The following is a 16617-nucleotide window of genomic DNA, read 5'->3' on the forward strand; positions in this document are numbered from 1 at the left end:
GCTCCAGCAGGTTCGCCGCATCGGCGAGGCGGAACAACTCGGCCAGGTGCGGCAGCGAACGGGTGCTCTGCTGGCCGCCGACCATGGTGAAGTGGTCCTGGTGGCCGTTCAGCCATGCCATGAACACCACGCCGGTCTTGTAGAAGCGCGTCGGCGCCGCAAAGATGTGGCGCGACAAGGGCACGGTGGGCCCGAGGATCGCGTGGAACTTCTCGACGTTGCCACGCGCCAGTTCGCCGAGCGCGGCGCTGGCGGCCGGCGCAATCGCGTCGAAGATTCCAAGCAGCGCGTGGCTCTTGCCGTTTTCCGGTTCGGTCCCGAAACCGTCGCCGGCGATCAGCTCCGCGTAGTTGAAGTCGTCGCCGGTGTACATGCGCACGCCCGGGGGCAACCGGCGGCGCATCGCGATTTCCTTGTCCTTGTCCAGCAGCGAGATCTTGATGCCGTCGACCTTGTCGGGCCGGGCGGCGATCACGCCGAGCGCGGTGTCCATCGCAGCATCGACGTCCGCGCTCCCCCAATAGCCCGCGAGCGCCGGATCGAACATGTCCCCGAGCCAGTGCAGCACCACGGGCTGCTGCGCCTGCGACAGGATGCGGTCGTAGACGCGCTCGTAATCGGCGGGGCCGGTGGCCACACGGGCCAGCGCGCGGCTGGCCATCACCACCAGCCTGCCCCCGAGCTTTTCGATCGCAGCCATCTGCTCCTCGTAGCCGGCAATGACGTCGTCGACGGTCTTGACGTCATCCGGCACGAGGTGGTCGGTCCCGCAGCCGGAAGCGATCAGCGCGCCCGGCACGTCCCTGGCCGCATCGAGCGAACGGCGGATCAGCTCCAGCGAGGTCGGCCAGTCCAGGCCCATGCCGCGCTGCGCCGTGTCCATCGCTTCCGCCACTCCGAGGCCGAGCGACCAGAGGTACTGGCGGTAGCCGATGGTCGCGTCCCAGTCGACGGCACTCTGCAGCCAGGGATCGATTGCGGCGCGGGGATCGGAAACCTCGTGCGCGTCCGTCTAGTCGATCCGGTTTAACTTGATTCCCTTGGCCGGCCGGACCGGCGCGTTACCGCTCAAGGTGTACTGGACGAGCTTGCCACCGGTGGTTGGGAGTTGCAGCGCGAGTGTCATGTCAGACCTGCAGCGCCGGCACGTCGACCCAGCGCCGTTCCTTCCAGCTTTGCAGCGCGGCCTCGACCAGCTGCACGCCCTTCGCCCCTTCCGGCAGCGTCCAGCGATAGGGCGCGTTCTCCACCACGTGCCGGATGAAGTGCTCCCACTGGATCTTGAAGCCATTGTCGTAGACCTGCGAGTCGGGCACTTCCTGCCACTGGTCGAGGAAGTTCATGGTCTGCTTCACGTCGGGGTTCCACACCGGGCGCGGCGTCGTGACGCGGCTCTGGGCGCGGCATTCCTGCAGGCCGGCGACGGCGGAGCCGTGCGTGCCGTCCACATGGAAGGTGACGAGGTCGTCGCGCCGCACCCGGGTGGCCCACGACATGTTCATCTGTGCGATCACCGGCTCGCCGTTGTGGCCCACCAGTTCGGCGGTTGCGTAGGCGGCGTCGTCGGCAGTCGACTTGTACGGTTTGCCTTCCTCGTCCCAGCGCTGCGGGATGTGCGTGGCACCGATGCAGGAGATGGACTTCACTTCGCCGAACAGGTTGTCGAGCACATAGCGCCAGTGGCACATCATGTCGAGGATCATGCCGCCGCCGTCCTCGGTGCGGTAATTCCAGCTCGGACGCTGGATTGGCTGCAGGTCGCCCTCGAACACCCAGTAGCCGAACTCCAGCCGCACCGACAGCATCTTGCCGAAGAAGCCGGCACGCCGCAGCATGTCGAGCTTGCGCAGTCCGGGCAGGAACAGCTTGTCCTGCACCGCACCGTGCTTGAGGCCCGACTGCTCCGCCAGTCGCGCCACTTCCACGGCCTCGTTGAGGTTGGTCGCGATCGGCTTTTCGCAATAGACGTGCTTGCCGGCGCGGATCGCCTTGGCCAGCAGCGTCGGCCGCATCTGCGTGGTGCCCGCATCGAAGAAGACCGTGTCGTCCGGATTGGCCAGCGCCTGGTCCAGGTCGGTGCCCCAGCGCTCGACCCCGTGCGCCTTTGCGAGGGCCTGGATCTTGTCGGCGTTGCGGCCGATCAGGATCGGGTCGGGCATCACCTTGTCGCCGTTGGACAGCGTCACGCCGCCCTGGCTGCGGATCGCGAGAATGGAGCGGATCAGGTGCTGGTTCATGCCCATGCGCCCGGTGACGCCGTGCATGATGATTCCGAGTCGTTGGGTTGCCATCGGCCTTCCTTTTGATGCGGCCGGAAGGCTCTGCGCCCTCCGGGTTTAATTAACCAAAGGGTGAATTATAGTGAGACGTGCGCGTTGGGCAAGCGGCGCTTCAGGCGCGCAGCACGTAGCCCAGGATGACATCGCACATGTGGGCCAGCCGTTCATGCCGCGCCTTCGCGGTCATCAGGTCGCGCCCGAAAATCGCCGACAGCGTGTGGTTGTTCGATAGGTAGAAATAGGACAGGCCGGCGATCGAGACATAGAGCTGCAGCGGATCGACGCCGCCGCGGAAACTGCCGTCCTTGCGGCCGCGCTCCAGGATCTCGGCCAGCATCTCGATCAGCGGCGAGTTCATCTCGCGCGCCCGCCTGGACCCTTGCAGATGCCGCGCGCGGTGCAGGTTCGCGCTGTTCAGCAGGGTGAGGAACTCGGGGTGCGCCAGGTAGTAATTCCAGGTGAACTCCACCAGCCGCCGCAGGGCTTCGGCCGGCGCCACGTCCAGCAGGTTGAGCTTGCGCTCCTGTTCGCGGATGTCGCGGTAGGCTTGCTCCAGTACCGCCTGGAACAGCGCCTCCTTGTCCGCGAAGTAGTAGTAGATCAGCCGCTTGTTGAGGCTCGCGCGCTCGGCGATGCGGTCCATCCGCGCGCCGCCCAGGCCGTACTCCGCGAATTCATCGCGGGCCGCCGCTAAGATGGTGCCCTGCGAGCGGTCGGCGTCGCGCTGGCGCTCTTCCGCGACCGGGGTGGTGTCTCGTGTCATGGATCGATAATTCACCGTTTAGTTAATAAAGTCAAGACCATGAGCGTTGATCACGAGCAGATCGCAGGCCACCTTCTCGTCGAGTGCCTGGTCGCGCAGGGCGTGACGCATGCCTTCGGCGTTCCCGGCGAGAGCTACCTCGCCGCGCTCGACGGCTTCCACAAGTACCGGGACCGGATCACCTTTGTGATCAACCGGCAGGAGGGCGGCGCAGCCTACATGGCCGAGGCCCACGGCAAGCTGACCAACCGGCCGGGCATTTGCTTCGTCACGCGGGGCCCGGGCGCCACCAACGCCTCGATCGGCATCCACACCGCTTTCCAGGACTCGACGCCGATGGTGCTGTTCGTCGGAGACGTGGCCGCCGAGCAGCGCGACCGCGAGGCCTTCCAGGAACTCGACTACGGCCACTTCTTCGGCCCGGGCACCCGCGGCATGGCCAAGCGCGTCGAGCGCATCGACGACCCGGAGCGCATTCCCGAGTACGTGATGCGCGCCTTCGCCACCGCCATGAACGGGCGGCCCGGCCCGGTGGTGCTGGTGCTGCCGGAGGACATGCTCACGAAGGCCGTGGCGGCGCGCCCGCTGGGGCGCGTGGAGCCGGTCGAAGCCTGGAGCGACCCTGGGTCGCTGCGCCGGCTGCGCGAGATGCTGCTGGCGTCGAACAAGCCGTTCGTGATCGCCGGCGGCGGCGGCTGGACGGTGCAGTCGGCGCAGGCGCTGCAGCGATTCGCCGAGAACTGGAAGCTGCCGGTCGGCAACGCCTTTCGTTACCAGGATACCTTCGACAACTTCCATCCGCTGTACGCGGGCGACGTGGGCATCGGCCTGAACCCGAAGCTGGCCGCGCGCATCAAGGAAAGCGACCTGGTGATCGCGATCGGGCCACGGCTGGGCGAGATGACCACCGGCGGCTACACCCTCCTCACCGCGCCGCGCTCGCAGCAGAAGCTGGTCCACATCCACGGCAGCGCGGAGGAACTGAACCGCGTGTACCAGGCCGACCTGGCGATCAATGCAACCATGAACGCGGCGGCGCGGTCGCTCGAAGTGCTCACCGCGCCGCCCACCGTGCCGTGGGACGGCTGGTCGCGCGAGGCGCATGCCGACTACGAAGGAAACCTCGTGCCGCAAGCGCTGCCGAGACTGAACGGCGACACCCCGCGCGGCGTGGTGGACATGCCGGCGATCGTTGCGGTGCTGCAAAAGCACCTGCCGGCCGATGCGGTGCTGACCAACGGGGCCGGCAACTTCGCGAGCTGGGTACACCGCTTCTTCCGGCACTCCGGCCTGGCGAAGGGCGTCAAGACGCAGCTGGCGCCGACCAACGGCTCGATGGGCTACGGCGTGCCTGCCGGCATCGCCGCCAGCATCGCGACGGGACGCACGGTCTTCACCATCGCGGGCGACGGCGACTTCCTGATGAACGGGCAGGAACTGGCAACCGCGGTGCAGCACGGCGCCAAGACGATCATCGTGCTGTTGAACAACGGCATGTACGGCACCATCCGCATGCACCAGGAGCGCGACTACCCGGCCCACATCAGCGGCTCGAACCTGTCGAACCCGGATTTCGCCGCGCTGGCGCGCGCCTATGGCTACGCCGGTGTCCGCATCAGCCGCAGCGCCGACTTCGAAGCCGAGTTCATCGCGGCGATGGAGCGCGAGCAAGGCACGCTGATCGAGATCACGCTCGACCCGGAGGTGATCACCACCCGGGGCACCCTCAGCGCAATCACGCAGGCCGCGCTGAAGAAGCAGTGAGGAGTCATCCCGGACTCGGTGCCGCAGCCTGCCTCTGCGCATCGCCAAAAGAAAAGGGCCGCGTGAGCGGCCCTGATCCATCAAGCAGATCCTGCTTTACTTGACGTGCTTGCCGATCAGGCCGGCCATCTCGAACATGGAGACCTGCGCCTTGCCGAAGATTTCCTTCAGCTTGGCGTCGGCATTGACCATGCGCTTGTTCACGGAGTCCTGCAGCTTGTTCTTCTTGATGTAGGCCCACAGCTTGCTCACGACTTCGGTGCGCGGCAGCGGAGCGGAGCCCACCACAGCGGCCAGTTGCGGGCTCGGGGTCAGCGCCTTCATGAAGGCGGCGTTCGGCGTGCGCTTCTTGGCCGGAGCCTTTTTCGCAGTTGCCTTCTTCGCGGGTGCTGCCTTCTTCGCAGCTGCCTTTTTTGCCGGTGCAGCCTTCTTCGCCGGGGCCTTCTTCGCTGCTGCCTTTTTTGCCGGTGCAGCCTTCTTCGCGGGAGCCTTCTTTGCGGCTGATTTTTTTGCCGCAGCTTTTTTCGCAGTTGCCATGATTATTTCCTTCTAGAAGTTGATTAATCACCAGCGAGAACCTGCATTCCCTCTGGCACTGCGGATGCTACTGGAGAAAAAACGCGTTTCCAAGCGAAAAACGACTTTTTTCACTCTGGCGTGTTGTTTTTTTCGTTGCCGTTTTCGCCCTGTTTCCCCTCTGAAGACGAGCAAAAACGCGTGCGGCGATGCGTGCGCGTGTCGCCCGCTGCTCCATTGGCGGCCTTCATGCTCGCCCTCGATGGCGGTGCACAGGGCCGCGGTGACTGCTCACGCAGCGCGAGAGGAAGCGCCATCAACACCGCGCCACTGCAAGAGAATTGACGATCGGGTGGCGCGCACCGTCAGCGCTGCTGCCGCCCCGCAGCGGCCGCCGGACGGGCCGGCAGCGTCGCCAGCAGCACGCCCGCGAGGGCGATGGCGAACGCCACAAGCTGGCCGCCTGTCAGGCGCTCTCCGAGCACGAAGACGCCGACCAGGGCGGCGGCGACAGGCAGCATGACGGTGAAGACGCCAGCCTGCGAGGCGTGGACCACCTTCAGTCCCGTCATCCACAGCCAGACCGTCCAGATGCTCGCGGCCAGCGAGTAGAACAGCAGCAGCAGCCAGATGCCGGGGGGCACGGCCGCGAAGTCGAACCGCAGGGCGGCGTGCAAGCCGAACGGTGTGACGAGCGCGAACCCCCACAGGTTGATGAGGGACGTGATTCGCTTCGGCCCCAGGGCCGCAGTGAGCTTCTTGCCGATCACGGCATACGACGCTTCGCAGACCACCGCCCCGAGCACCAGCAGGTTGCCGAGCCAGGCGCCGGAGGCGGGGCCCCAGGCGCCCTCGTGGGCAGGCGCGCCGCGGTCGGTGAACGCGAGCAAGGCGATACCGGTCGCGGCGCATGCCACGGCGGCCCAGGTGCGCAGGCCGATGCGTTCGCGCAGGAAGGCCCAGCTCATGAGGGCGACGACTGCGGGGATCGAAGCCATGATCACGCCAGCGGAGACCGCGCTGGTCATGCTCACGCCGAACAGCATGCAGAGCGAGAACAGGAAGTTGCCGAGGAACGATTCGAGAAAGAGCAGGCGCCGGGTCTGCTGCGTCAGCGGTGGCTCGCCTGCCGGTTTCGGCAGCCAGTGCAGCATCGCAGCGCCGCCGATGCCGAACCGCATCCAGGCCAGCAGGAACACCGGGATCGCGCCCACCAGCGGTCTGGACAGTGCGACATAGCTGCCCACCAGCGACATGCTCAAGGCGAGGCAGAAGTACGCGGCAGGGCGGCTGGGCAGGTGATTCACGGGGGCGGGGTGTCCGGTCGCGGGGTGCCGACATGGCACGCGTCAGGCGCGGATGATGCCGCAGCAGCGGGGCGCATGCCCATTGTTGTGGCGCAAAGGCGTTTTGCAATGTGGAAGACGAACATGCTGCGGTGCGGAATAATTTCTTGATATGAGAAAAGTGATTCCATACTGCGAAACTAATGTCTTAGATGGTTGATTTTAAACGAAAAAAATAATTGTCTTCTATAAGACATAAGAGATGAAAAAGTCTTCTACAAGACTTAAAGTCATTCCATGGCCGCAGCACCGCGATCGCAGCGCCCGGCCCGGCGTTTTCAATCAACCGGAGTGAACTTCATGAGCAACTGGACCCACCTAACCCGCCAACAGCAGATCGCCCAGCTTGAAAAGGACTGGGCGGAGAATCCGCGCTGGAAGGGCATCAAGCGCGGCTACAGCGCCGCCGACGTTGTCAAGCTGCGCGGTTCCGTGCAGGTCGAGCACACGCTCGCAAAGCGAGGCGCCGAGAAGCTGTGGAGCCTGATCAACAGCGAGCCCTTCGTCAACACCCTGGGCGCGCTGACGGGCAACCAGGCGATGCAGCAGGTGAAGGCGGGCCTGAAGGCGATCTACCTCTCGGGTTGGCAGGTGGCCGGAGACGCCAACACCAATGGCGAGATGTACCCGGACCAGTCGCTGTACTCGGTGGACTCGGTGCCAAAGGTGGTGAAGAAGATCAACGCCACCTTCACCCGCGCCGACCAGATCCAGTGGAGCGAGGGCAAGAGCCAGGGCGACGAGGGCTTCGTCGACTACTTCGCGCCGATCGTGGCGGATGCCGAAGCAGGCTTCGGCGGCGTGCTGAACGCATTCGAGCTGATGAAGTCGATGATCGAGGCAGGCGCCGCCGGCGTCCACTTCGAAGACCAGCTCGCCGCCGCCAAGAAGTGCGGCCACATGGGCGGCAAGGTGCTGGTGCCGACGCGCGAAGCCGTCTCCAAACTGGTGGCAGCCCGGCTCGCTGCGGACGTGATGGGGACGCCCACCGTCCTGTTGGCACGCACCGACGCGGAAGCGGCCGACCTGGTAACGACCGACGTCGACGAGAACGACCAGCCGTTCTTCACCGGCGAGCGCACCGTCGAGGGCTTTTACCGCAGCCGCAATGGACTGGAGCAGGCGGTCAGCCGCGGCCTGGCTTATGCGGAATACGTGGACCTGCTCTGGTGCGAGACCGGCACGCCTGACCTGGCCTTTGCCAAGGCCTTTGCCGACTCGATCCACGCCAGATTCCCCGGCAAGCTGCTGGCGTACAACTGCTCGCCGTCCTTCAACTGGAAGAAGAACCTGGACGACGCCACGATCGCCCGCTTCCAGCAGGAGCTGGGCGCGATGGGGTACAAGTTCCAGTTCATCACGCTGGCCGGCTTCCACAGCCTGAACTACTCGATGTTCGAGCTGGCCCACGGCTATGCGCGCAACAACATGAGCGCTTTCGTGGAACTGCAGCAAAAGGAGTTCGCGGCGGCCGAGAAGGGCTTCACCGCCGTGAAGCACCAGCGCGAGGTGGGCACCGGTTACTTCGATGCGGTCACCACGACCATCGAGGCGCAGGCTTCGACGGCCGCCTTGAAAGGGTCGACGGAAGACGAGCAGTTCTTCGAGGAGAAGAAGGCGGCCTGAGCCAGGCCGGGCTGGGGCTCACGTCCCCGTAGGGTGGAACGGCCGCAGGCCGCTCCACCTTGCGGCCGCCATGGTGGGGTGCGCTGCGCGCATCCCACCCTACGACTCTACCGCCACTCTTGTCTCCCATGGCGAGCCTCGTTACAGTCGAGCTATCCAGGCAGACCAGGGAGCGGCAATGGCATCCAGCGAGGACAAGACCGGCGTGTTCAACCTGCGCGAGCTGAGCGGTGGCAAGCGCTGCTCCGATTGCGAGGGCACGGGGCAGCTGCGCATCGACAGCGAGAACATCACCGAGGATTTCGAGGTGGAGAAGCAGACCATCGTCACCGAGTGCGCCTCGTGCTTCGGAACCGGTTTCGTGCCTGCGGGTTAGAATTGGCGCCTGCGGACACCAGCAACAAGAGCGAGAAAGGCATCATGGTTATGACACCGCGAACGCCCCCGGAAGGTTCCACGGCCCGCTAGCGGCCGGGTGGTCGCGCGTCTCCGAGTTGCATCGTCTCACTGGAAAGCGCGGCTGCCGCCGCGCTTTTTTCATTCCATGATGCCCTTGCAACCATGATCAACATCACGCTTCCCGATGGCTCGCAACGCCAGTTTCCCGGCTCCGTGACGGTGGCCGAGGTGGCCGCCTCCATCGGCTCCGGCCTGGCCAAGGCCGCGCTCGCCGGCAAGGTCGACGGCAAGGTGGTCGACACCGCCTACAAGATCGAGCGCGACGCGAAACTCGCCATCGTCACCGCCAAGGACCCCGAAGGCCTGGACGTGATCCGCCACTCCACGGCGCACCTGCTGGCCTATGCCGTCAAGGAGCTCTATCCCGACGCCCAGGTGACGATCGGCCCGGTGATCGAGAACGGCTTCTATTACGACTTCGCGTACAAGCGGCCCTTCACGCCCGAGGACCTGGCTGCCATCGAGAAGCGCATGGGCGAGCTCGCGGCCAGGGACGAGCCGGTCACGCGCCGCGTGCTGCCGCGCGACGAGGCCATCCGGCACTTCAAGGAAATGGGCGAGGCCTACAAGGCCGAGATCATCGGCAGCATCCCCGCGGGCGAGGACGTCTCGTTGTATGCCGAGGGCGGCTTCGAGGACCTGTGCCGCGGCCCGCACGTGCCCAGCACGGGCAAGCTGAGGCACTTCAAGTTGATGAAGGTGGCCGGTGCCTACTGGCGCGGGGACCATCGCAACGAGATGCTGCAGCGCGTCTACGGCACGGCCTGGGCTTCGAAGGAAGAACTGCAGCAGTACCTGACGATGCTGGAGGAGGCGGAGAAGCGCGACCACCGGCGCCTCGGCCGCGAGCTCGATCTGTTCCACGTCGATGAACACGCGCCCGGCGTCGTCTTCTGGCATCCGCGCGGCTGGGCCATCTGGCAGGCGGTGGAGCAGTACATGCGCCAGGTCTATCGCGACAACGGCTACCAGGAGGTCAAGGGACCGCAGATCCTGGACAAGTCGCTGTGGGAGAAGACGGGCCACTGGGACAAGTACCGCGAGAACATGTTCACGACCGAATCGGAGAAGCGCGAGTACGCGTTGAAGCCGATGAACTGCCCCGGCCACGTGATCATCTTCAAGCAGGGCGTGAGGAGCTACCGCGACCTGCCGCTGCGCTACGGCGAGTTCGGCCAGTGCCACCGCAACGAGCCCTCGGGCGGCCTGCACGGCATCATGCGCGTGCGCGCCTTCACGCAGGACGACGGCCACATCTTCTGCACGGAGGACCACATCCTCCCCGAATGCGAGGAGTTCACGAGGGTCCTGCACAAGGTGTACGCGGACTTCGGCTTCACCGAGATCATCTACAAGGTGGCCACGCGGCCGGCCGCGCGCATCGGCTCCGATGAGCTATGGGACAAGGCCGAAAACGCGCTGATGGAGTCGCTGCGGCGCAGCGGCTGCGAGTTCAGCATCTCCCCCGGCGATGGCGCCTTCTACGGTCCGAAGATCGAGTACACGCTCAAGGACGCGATCGGCCGGCAGTGGCAGGTCGGCACGATGCAGGTGGACTTCAACCTCAGCGAGCGCCTCGATGCCGAGTACGTCGGCGAAGACGGCGCACGCCACCGGCCCGTGGTGCTGCACCGCGCCATCGTCGGCAGCCTCGAGCGTTTCATCGGCATCCTGATCGAGCAGCACGCCGGCGCGCTGCCCGCCTGGCTGGCGCCGGTGCAGGCCATCGTGCTGAACATCACGGACGCGCAGTCCGATTACGTCAGGGACATTGCCAAAACGCTGAGGAATCAAGGGCTTAGGGTGGAGACGGATCTGCGCAATGAGAAGATTACGTATAAAATACGAGAGCATTCGCTGCAAAAGCCGCCTTACCTCCTTGTCGTCGGTGACAAGGAGAGGGCGGCTGGTGCCGTCGCGGTGCGCGCCCGGGGCAACAAGGATCTCGGGGTGATGCCCCTCGAAGAATTCTCCAGGAGAATCGCCGAGGACGTCGCCAGCAAGCGCTGAATCTTCACCGATCCAACGCTGCCCGCGCCCACCTTGACGGTGTTGCTACAGCTTCTGTAGCTAATTGAATTGAAGGATACACGACCATCGCTACTGAATTTCGCGACCGCCGCCAGCGCGAGGAACGCAAGCACCGCCTGAACCGGGAGATCATGGCCCCGGAAGTCCGCTTGAGCGGACCCAACAACGAGCCCCTGGGCATCGTGAGTCTGCAAGACGCCCTCCGCATGGCCGGCGAGGCAGACGTCGACCTGGTAGAAATTGCCGCCACTGCCAGTCCGCCGGTCTGCCGGCTGATGGACTACGGCAAGTTCAAGTACCAGGAGCAGAAGAAGGCAGCGGAAGCGAAATCCAAGCAGACGGTCATCGAGATCAAGGAAATCAAGTTCCGCCCGGGCACGGATGATGGCGACTACAACATCAAGTTGCGCAACATCCGCCGTTTCCTGGCCGAAGGGGACAAGTGCAAGATCACGCTGCGCTTTCGCGGCCGCGAGATCACGCACCAGGAAATCGGCATGGCGCTGCTGCAGCGCATCCGCGACGACCTGGGCGACACCATCCTCGTGGAACAGTTTCCCAAGCTCGAGGGCCGGCAGATGATCATGATGATCGCCCCCGGCAAGAAGAAGCCGGGCCCGGTGAAGCCGGCCGCCGAACCTGCCGCTAGCCCGGCGACGACGGCGTAAGGACAGTTTCAAAGCCATCACGGTTCGTCGCCGCGGTGGTGGCGAGGGGAAAGCCTTGCGCTTTCCCCAAGTGGCGGGTTTCGACTCGCCACGAAAAAGTGGCTCGGGGCCATCAAGGAGCGGGAGTTTTTTCCCGCGACGCCTCACGAGCACAAATGAAGAAGGAGCATGCAAATGCCCAAGATGAAGACCAAGAGCGGAGCCAAGAAGCGCTTCCGCGTGCGTCCCGGCGGGACCGTCAAGCGCGGCCAGGCCTTCAAGCGTCACATCCTGACCAAGAAGTCCACCAAGAACAAGCGCCACCTGCGTGGGTCGACCGCTGTGCATGAGACCAACATGGGTCACATGGCGCAGATGTTGCCGTTCGCTGGCATCTAACGTAGACGAAGAAGGAGAACACACATGCCTCGCGTCAAACGTGGTGTCACGGCTCGTGCCCGTCACAAGAAGGTCCTCGCCCTAGCCAAGGGTTTCCGCGGCCGCCGCGGTAACGTCTTCCGCATCGCCAAGGAGGCGGTGATGAAGGCGGGGCAATATGCCTACCGCGACCGTCGTGCCAAGAAGCGCGTCTTCCGCCAGCTGTGGATTGCCCGTATCAACGCCGCCGCGCGCATGAACGGCCTGACCTACAGCCAGTTCGCCAACGGGATCCGCAAGGCGGGCATCGACATCGACCGCAAGGTCCTGGCCGATATCGCCTACCACGACCCGGAGGCGTTTACCGGCATCGTGAACCAGGTGAAGGCCAAGCTGGCTGCCTGATGTTCGCGGTGGGTGCCGCCGCAAGGCGGTGCCTGGTGCAACCAACAAGGACAGGGCCGGGGCCGCAAGGACCTGGCCCTGTTTTTTTCCCATGACCACCACCCAAGAATTCGAAGCCATCGTCGCTGCCGCGCGCACCGCCTTCGCGTCCGCGAGCACGCCCGCGGACCTCGAGAACGCCAAGGCGCAGTACGTCGGCAAGTCCGGCCGCATCACCGAGTTGATGAAGGGCCTGGCCACGCTCTCCGTCGAGGAGAAGAAGAGCCGCGGCGCCGCGATCAACCAGGCCAAGCAGGCGATCGAGGCGGCACTGACCGAGCGCCGCCAGGCGCTGGCCGACGCCGAGCTCGCAGCGCAGTTGCGCGCCGAGGCGCTGGACGTGTCGCTGCCCGGTCGTATCCGCGAGCCGGGCGGCCTGCATCCCGTGTCGCTGACGCTGGAGCGCATCGAGCAGATCTTCGCCAGCATGGGCTTCGACGTGGCCGACGGCCCCGAGATCGAAAGCGACTGGCACAGCTTCACCTCGCTGAACAACCCGCCCAACCACCCCGCGCGCTCCATGCAGGACACGTTCTACGTGGACATCGACGGCGACGACGGCATCCCCTACAACCTGCGCCCGCACACCAGCCCGATGCAGGTGCGTTATGCGCACCAGCACATCAAGCGCTACGCCGATGCGGTCAAGCGTGGCGAGCCGATGCCGGAGATTCGCGTGATCGCGCCGGGACGCACGTACCGCGTCGACAGCGACGCGACCCACTCGCCGATGTTCCACCAGTGCGAAGGCCTGTGGCTGGGCGAGAACGTGAGCTTCAAGGACCTGAAGGTCGTCTTCACCGATTTCTGCCGCACCTTCTTCGAGAGCGACGATCTCGCGCTACGCTTTCGTCCGAGCTTCTTCCCCTTCACCGAGCCCAGCGCCGAGATCGACATCCAGTTCCAGAGCGGACCGCTGGCCGGCCGCTGGCTCGAGGTCGCGGGCTCGGGCCAGGTGCATCCGGCGGTCGTGCGCAACATGGGCCTGGACCCCGAGAAGCACATCGGCTTTGCCTTCGGCATGGGCCCGGACCGGCTGACGATGCTGCGTTATGGCGTGAGCGACCTGCGCCTGTTCTTCGACGGCGACATCCGCTTCCTCAGGCAGTTCCGCTAACCGAATCCGCTTTCACGAGAAGACATGCAATTCCCCGAGTCCTGGCTGCGCGCGTTCTGCAACCCGCCGCTGACCACGCAACAGATTGCCGACACGCTCACCATGGGCGGGCTCGAAGTCGAGGAGCTGCGCCCGGTGGCGCCGCCCTTCAGCAAGGTCGTGGTCGGCGAGATCAAGGAGGCCGTGCAGCATCCCAACGCCGACCGCCTGCGCGTGTGCCAGGTGGACGTTGGGCAGGGCGCCTTGCTGACCATCGTCTGCGGCGCGCCCAACGCGCGTGTCGGCATCAAGGTGCCCACCGCGCTGGTCGGCGCCGAGCTGCCCCCGGGCGAGGACGGCAAGCCCTTCGCGATCAAGCTGGGCAAGCTGCGCGGCGTCGAGAGCCAGGGCATGCTGTGCTCGGCGCGCGAACTGCAGCTGTCCGACGACCACGGCGGCCTGCTGGAGCTGGATGCCTCCGCTGCCGTCGGCAGCAACGTGCGCGAGGTGCTCCATCTCGACGACCACCTCTTCACGCTCAAGCTCACGCCCAACCTCGCGCACGCGCTGTCCGTGTACGGCGTGGCGCGCGAGCTGTCCGCACTGACCGGCACGCCCTTGACGCAGCCCACCTTCGAGCCGGTGGCGCCGCGCAGCGACGCCAGGCTGAAGGTCAAGGTCACTGCGCCGGATCTCTGCGGCCGCTTCTCCGGCCGCGTGATCCGCAACGTGAACACGAAGGCGAAGACGCCGCAATGGATGGTGGAGCGCCTGGCCGGCTGCGGCCAGCGCAGCGTGAGCGCGCTGGTGGACATCTCCAACTACGTGATGTTCGAGTTCGGCCGGCCCACGCACATCTTCGACTTCGACAAGATCCACGGCGGCCTGGACGTGCGCTGGGGCCGCGCGGGCGAGTCGCTCAAGCTGCTGAACGGCAACACCATCGCGGTCGACGAGAAGGTCGGCGTGATCGCCGACGACGTGCAGGTCGAGTCGCTGGCCGGCATCATGGGTGGCGAAGCCACCGCGGTCTCCGACGACACGAAGAACGTGTACGTCGAAGCGGCCTTCTGGTGGCCCGAGGCCGTGCAGGGCCGGTCGCGCCGCTTCAACTTCTCGACCGATGCCGGCCACCGCTTCGAGCGCGGCGTCGACCCGAGCCAGACGGTCGCCCACATCGAGCACATCACGCGCCTGATCCTGGAGATCTGCGGCGGCGAGGCCGGCCCGATGGACGACCAGATCGTCAAGATGCCCGAGCGCAAGCCCGTGCAATTGCGTGTGGCCCGTGCCGCCAAGGTGATCGGCATGCCGATCTCCGAGCAGCAGTGCCTGGATGCGTTCGCGCGCCTGCAGCTGCCCGCCAAGGCGGAGCAGGGCGTGATCACCGTCACCCCGCCCGCCTATCGCTTCGACCTCGCCATCGAGGAAGATCTGATCGAAGAGGTCGTGCGCGTGATCGGCTACCAGCAGCTGCCGACCACGCCGCCGCTGGCGCCCATCACCGCCAAGCTGCCGCCCGAGAACCGCCGCAGCCGGTTCGCGGTGCGCCGGCTGCTGGCCGCCCTGGGCTACCAGGAAACCATCAACTTCAGCTTCGTCGAGGCGCACTGGGAACGGGACCTCGCCGGCAAGACGGATCCGATCAAGCTGCTGAACCCGATCGCCAGCCAGATGAGCGTGATGCGCTCCTCGCTGCTCGGCTCGCTGCTGCAGGTGCTGAAGTTCAACCTCGATCGCAAGGCGGAACGCGTGCGGGTCTTCGAGCTCGGGCGCGTGTTCGAGCGTGACGCGGGCGTGCAGACCACCGACACCACGGTGCGCGGTGTCCGCCAGCCGATGAAGATCGCGGGCCTGGCCTATGGCTCGCCCGACGGACTGCAGTGGGCCCGCAAGGCGGCCCACGGCGACTTCTACGACATGAAGGGTGACGTGCAGGCGCTGCTGTCGCCGCTGCAGGCGGAGTTCGTGCCGGGCGAGCATCCGGCCATGCACCCCGGGCGCTGCGCGGCCATCCGCATCGGCGGCCACGAAGTCGGCTTCGTCGGCGAACTGCATCCGCGCTGGCGCCAGCAATGGGACCTGCCGCAGACGCCGCTGCTGTTCGAGCTCGATCTCGATGCGGTGACGGCGCGCGCGGTGCCCGCGTTCGAGCCAGTGCCGCGCTTCCAGCCGGCCGAGCGCGACATCGCGGTGATCGTCGGCGAGCAGGTCACGCACGACCAGCTGCTGGCCGCGATCCGCTCCGCGGACACTGGCGGCCTGTTGCGCGATGCCATGCTGTTCGACGTGTACAAGCCGCAGCAGGCGAGCGCGGGCCTCGCCCTGGACGAGAAGAGCCTGGCTGTGCGCTTGACGCTCGCGCGCAGCGACGCGACACTGACCGACGAACAGATCGAAGCGGCCGTGCGCGCGGTGGTGCAACGCATCTCCACGCACCTGGGCGGCCGCCTGAGGGGATAGGGCATGGCAGACCTCACGACAACAACAGCAGCAGTCAGGACAGAGGACATCATGGAGTTTGCCGTCGAGAGCCTGGAGACCCCGGCATTGACGAAGGCGCAGCTGGCGGAGCTGCTGTTCGAACAGATCGGGCTGAACAAGCGCGAGTCCAAGGACATGATCGACGCCTTCTTCGACCTGATCTCCGCCAGCCTGGTCGACGGGCAGGACGTGAAGATCTCGGGCTTCGGCAATTTCCAGATCCGCACCAAGGCCCCGCGCCCGGGGCGCAACCCGCGCACCGGCGAAGCCATCCCCATCGAAGCCCGCCGCGTGGTCACCTTCCACGCCAGCCACAAGCTCAAGGAGCAGATCCAGGGGAATGGCGAGGGCTGAGGCCGTCGAAAGCGGACATCCGGACGCAGAAGGCGCAGAAGGTGCGCAGAAGGCGCAGAAAAACCTTCAAGGTTTTCTGTGCGTTTGCGCGCGCAGCTTCCGTTTGCAAGGGCCGTCCTTATTTCGATTCTTTTGCGTCTTCTGCGGCACTTCTGCGTCTTCTGCGTCCGGATGTCCGCATTCTGACCACGTGCTGCCCACGCCCTTCGCGGCCGCGCTTTGCAGATCGCGCGGTCTTAGAGTAACCTCGAAGCTTTCTCTCCTAGTAGATTGATTTCAATGGAGAAAGGCCTGCCCGCCATCCCCGCCAAGCGCTACTTCACCATCGGTGAGGTCAGCGAGCTGTGCGGCGTCAAGCCTCACGTGCTACGGTATTGGGAGCAGGAGTTCACCCAGCTGCGGCCCATGAAGCGGCGCGGCAACCGGCGCT

Annotated in this window: 15 protein-coding genes and 1 pseudogene; 11 read left to right on the forward strand and 5 right to left on the reverse strand. The window is 65.6% G+C overall.

Translation table 11 applies throughout. The annotated features are described in order from the left end of the window. From JWP60_RS06170 to JWP60_RS06180, 3 genes and pseudogenes are all read right to left on the reverse strand, one after another. Positions 1-1126 (reverse strand): annotated as a pseudogene (locus JWP60_RS06170) (dihydrodipicolinate synthase family protein); the annotation flags it as partial. Position 1127: 1 nt separating this feature from the next. Beyond that, positions 1128-2291, reverse strand: coding sequence for a Gfo/Idh/MocA family oxidoreductase (locus tag JWP60_RS06175; RefSeq protein ID WP_299787857.1), 1164 nt, complete (start codon positions 2289-2291; stop codon positions 1128-1130). Positions 2292-2391: 100 nt separating this feature from the next. Continuing rightward, positions 2392-3042 carry a TetR family transcriptional regulator gene (locus tag JWP60_RS06180; protein WP_299787860.1) on the reverse strand — a complete coding sequence of 217 codons (651 nt, stop codon included), beginning with the start codon at positions 3040-3042 and terminating at the stop codon, positions 2392-2394. 39 nt (positions 3043-3081) lie between these two features. On the opposite strand from JWP60_RS06180, the gene JWP60_RS06185 reads away from it, so the two are divergent. Next, the gene (locus JWP60_RS06185; RefSeq protein WP_299787863.1) at positions 3082-4806 is read left to right on the forward strand and encodes a thiamine pyrophosphate-binding protein; all 1725 of its coding nucleotides are present in this window, start codon (positions 3082-3084) and stop codon (positions 4804-4806) included. 96 nt (positions 4807-4902) lie between these two features. Here JWP60_RS06185 and JWP60_RS06190 read toward each other — a convergent pair whose 3' ends face one another. Further along, positions 4903-5343: an SWIB/MDM2 domain-containing protein gene (locus tag JWP60_RS06190; RefSeq protein WP_299787866.1), complete on the reverse strand. Its 441-nt coding sequence runs from the start codon at positions 5341-5343 to the stop codon at positions 4903-4905. A gap of 344 nt (positions 5344-5687) precedes the next feature. Then, positions 5688-6620 (reverse strand): DMT family transporter, encoded by a 933-nt coding sequence (locus JWP60_RS06195; protein ID WP_299787887.1) that lies wholly within the window; start codon positions 6618-6620, stop codon positions 5688-5690. A 348-nt stretch (positions 6621-6968) separates the two neighbouring features. Here JWP60_RS06195 and aceA point away from each other — a divergent pair, with 348 nt between their 5' ends. From aceA to JWP60_RS06245, 10 genes are all read left to right on the forward strand, one after another. Beyond that, positions 6969-8294, forward strand: a complete 1326-nt coding sequence (gene aceA, locus JWP60_RS06200; RefSeq protein ID WP_299787869.1) for an isocitrate lyase — start codon at positions 6969-6971, stop codon at positions 8292-8294. Between the two features lie 178 nt (positions 8295-8472). Continuing rightward, the gene (locus tag JWP60_RS06205) at positions 8473-8670 is read left to right on the forward strand and encodes a hypothetical protein (RefSeq protein ID WP_299787872.1); all 198 of its coding nucleotides are present in this window, start codon (positions 8473-8475) and stop codon (positions 8668-8670) included. 185 nt (positions 8671-8855) lie between these two features. After that, positions 8856-10763: a threonine--tRNA ligase gene (gene thrS / locus JWP60_RS06210; protein WP_299787875.1), complete on the forward strand. Its 1908-nt coding sequence runs from the start codon at positions 8856-8858 to the stop codon at positions 10761-10763. A gap of 86 nt (positions 10764-10849) precedes the next feature. After that, positions 10850-11452: a translation initiation factor IF-3 gene (gene infC, locus JWP60_RS06215; RefSeq protein WP_299787889.1), complete on the forward strand. Its 603-nt coding sequence runs from the start codon at positions 10850-10852 to the stop codon at positions 11450-11452. Positions 11453-11626: 174 nt separating this feature from the next. Next, the gene (rpmI, locus tag JWP60_RS06220) at positions 11627-11830 is read left to right on the forward strand and encodes a 50S ribosomal protein L35 (RefSeq protein ID WP_299787877.1); all 204 of its coding nucleotides are present in this window, start codon (positions 11627-11629) and stop codon (positions 11828-11830) included. 24 nt (positions 11831-11854) lie between these two features. Next, positions 11855-12214 (forward strand): 50S ribosomal protein L20, encoded by a 360-nt coding sequence (gene rplT, locus JWP60_RS06225; protein ID WP_299787879.1) that lies wholly within the window; start codon positions 11855-11857, stop codon positions 12212-12214. A 91-nt stretch (positions 12215-12305) separates the two neighbouring features. Next, positions 12306-13370 carry a phenylalanine--tRNA ligase subunit alpha gene (pheS, locus tag JWP60_RS06230; RefSeq protein ID WP_299787881.1) on the forward strand — a complete coding sequence of 355 codons (1065 nt, stop codon included), beginning with the start codon at positions 12306-12308 and terminating at the stop codon, positions 13368-13370. Positions 13371-13394: 24 nt separating this feature from the next. Beyond that, entirely contained in the window at positions 13395-15812 is a 2418-nt protein-coding gene (pheT, locus tag JWP60_RS06235; protein ID WP_299787883.1) for a phenylalanine--tRNA ligase subunit beta, read from the forward strand. Positions 15813-15863: 51 nt separating this feature from the next. After that, positions 15864-16187, forward strand: a complete 324-nt coding sequence (locus tag JWP60_RS06240) for an integration host factor subunit alpha (RefSeq protein ID WP_299787885.1) — start codon at positions 15864-15866, stop codon at positions 16185-16187. A gap of 279 nt (positions 16188-16466) precedes the next feature. Continuing rightward, positions 16467-16617 (forward strand): MerR family transcriptional regulator (locus JWP60_RS06245; protein ID WP_299787891.1); only part of this gene is annotated, 151 nt, incomplete at its 3' end.

Origin of the sequence: Ramlibacter sp. (assembly GCF_028291745.1) — a bacterium.
Taxonomy (GTDB): domain Bacteria; phylum Pseudomonadota; class Gammaproteobacteria; order Burkholderiales; family Burkholderiaceae_C; genus Ramlibacter.

Excerpts from the sequence above, each read along its gene's own strand:
- rplT (WP_299787879.1), top strand. The coding sequence starts at position 11,855 with ATGCCTCGCGTCAAACGTGGTGTCACGGCTCGTGCCCGTCACAAGAAG.
- JWP60_RS06205 (WP_299787872.1), top strand. The coding sequence starts at position 8,473 with ATGGCATCCAGCGAGGACAAGACCGGCGTGTTCAACCTGCGCGAGCTG.
- rpmI (WP_299787877.1), top strand. The coding sequence starts at position 11,627 with ATGCCCAAGATGAAGACCAAGAGCGGAGCCAAGAAGCGCTTCCGCGTG.
- thrS (WP_299787875.1), top strand. The coding sequence starts at position 8,856 with ATGATCAACATCACGCTTCCCGATGGCTCGCAACGCCAGTTTCCCGGC.
- aceA (WP_299787869.1), top strand. The coding sequence starts at position 6,969 with ATGAGCAACTGGACCCACCTAACCCGCCAACAGCAGATCGCCCAGCTT.
- JWP60_RS06190 (WP_299787866.1), bottom strand. The coding sequence starts at position 5,343 with ATGGCAACTGCGAAAAAAGCTGCGGCAAAAAAATCAGCCGCAAAGAAG.
- JWP60_RS06240 (WP_299787885.1), top strand. The coding sequence starts at position 15,864 with ATGGAGTTTGCCGTCGAGAGCCTGGAGACCCCGGCATTGACGAAGGCG.
- pheT (WP_299787883.1), top strand. The coding sequence starts at position 13,395 with ATGCAATTCCCCGAGTCCTGGCTGCGCGCGTTCTGCAACCCGCCGCTG.
- JWP60_RS06180 (WP_299787860.1), bottom strand. The coding sequence starts at position 3,042 with ATGACACGAGACACCACCCCGGTCGCGGAAGAGCGCCAGCGCGACGCC.
- JWP60_RS06175 (WP_299787857.1), bottom strand. The coding sequence starts at position 2,291 with ATGGCAACCCAACGACTCGGAATCATCATGCACGGCGTCACCGGGCGC.
- pheS (WP_299787881.1), top strand. The coding sequence starts at position 12,306 with ATGACCACCACCCAAGAATTCGAAGCCATCGTCGCTGCCGCGCGCACC.
- JWP60_RS06185 (WP_299787863.1), top strand. The coding sequence starts at position 3,082 with ATGAGCGTTGATCACGAGCAGATCGCAGGCCACCTTCTCGTCGAGTGC.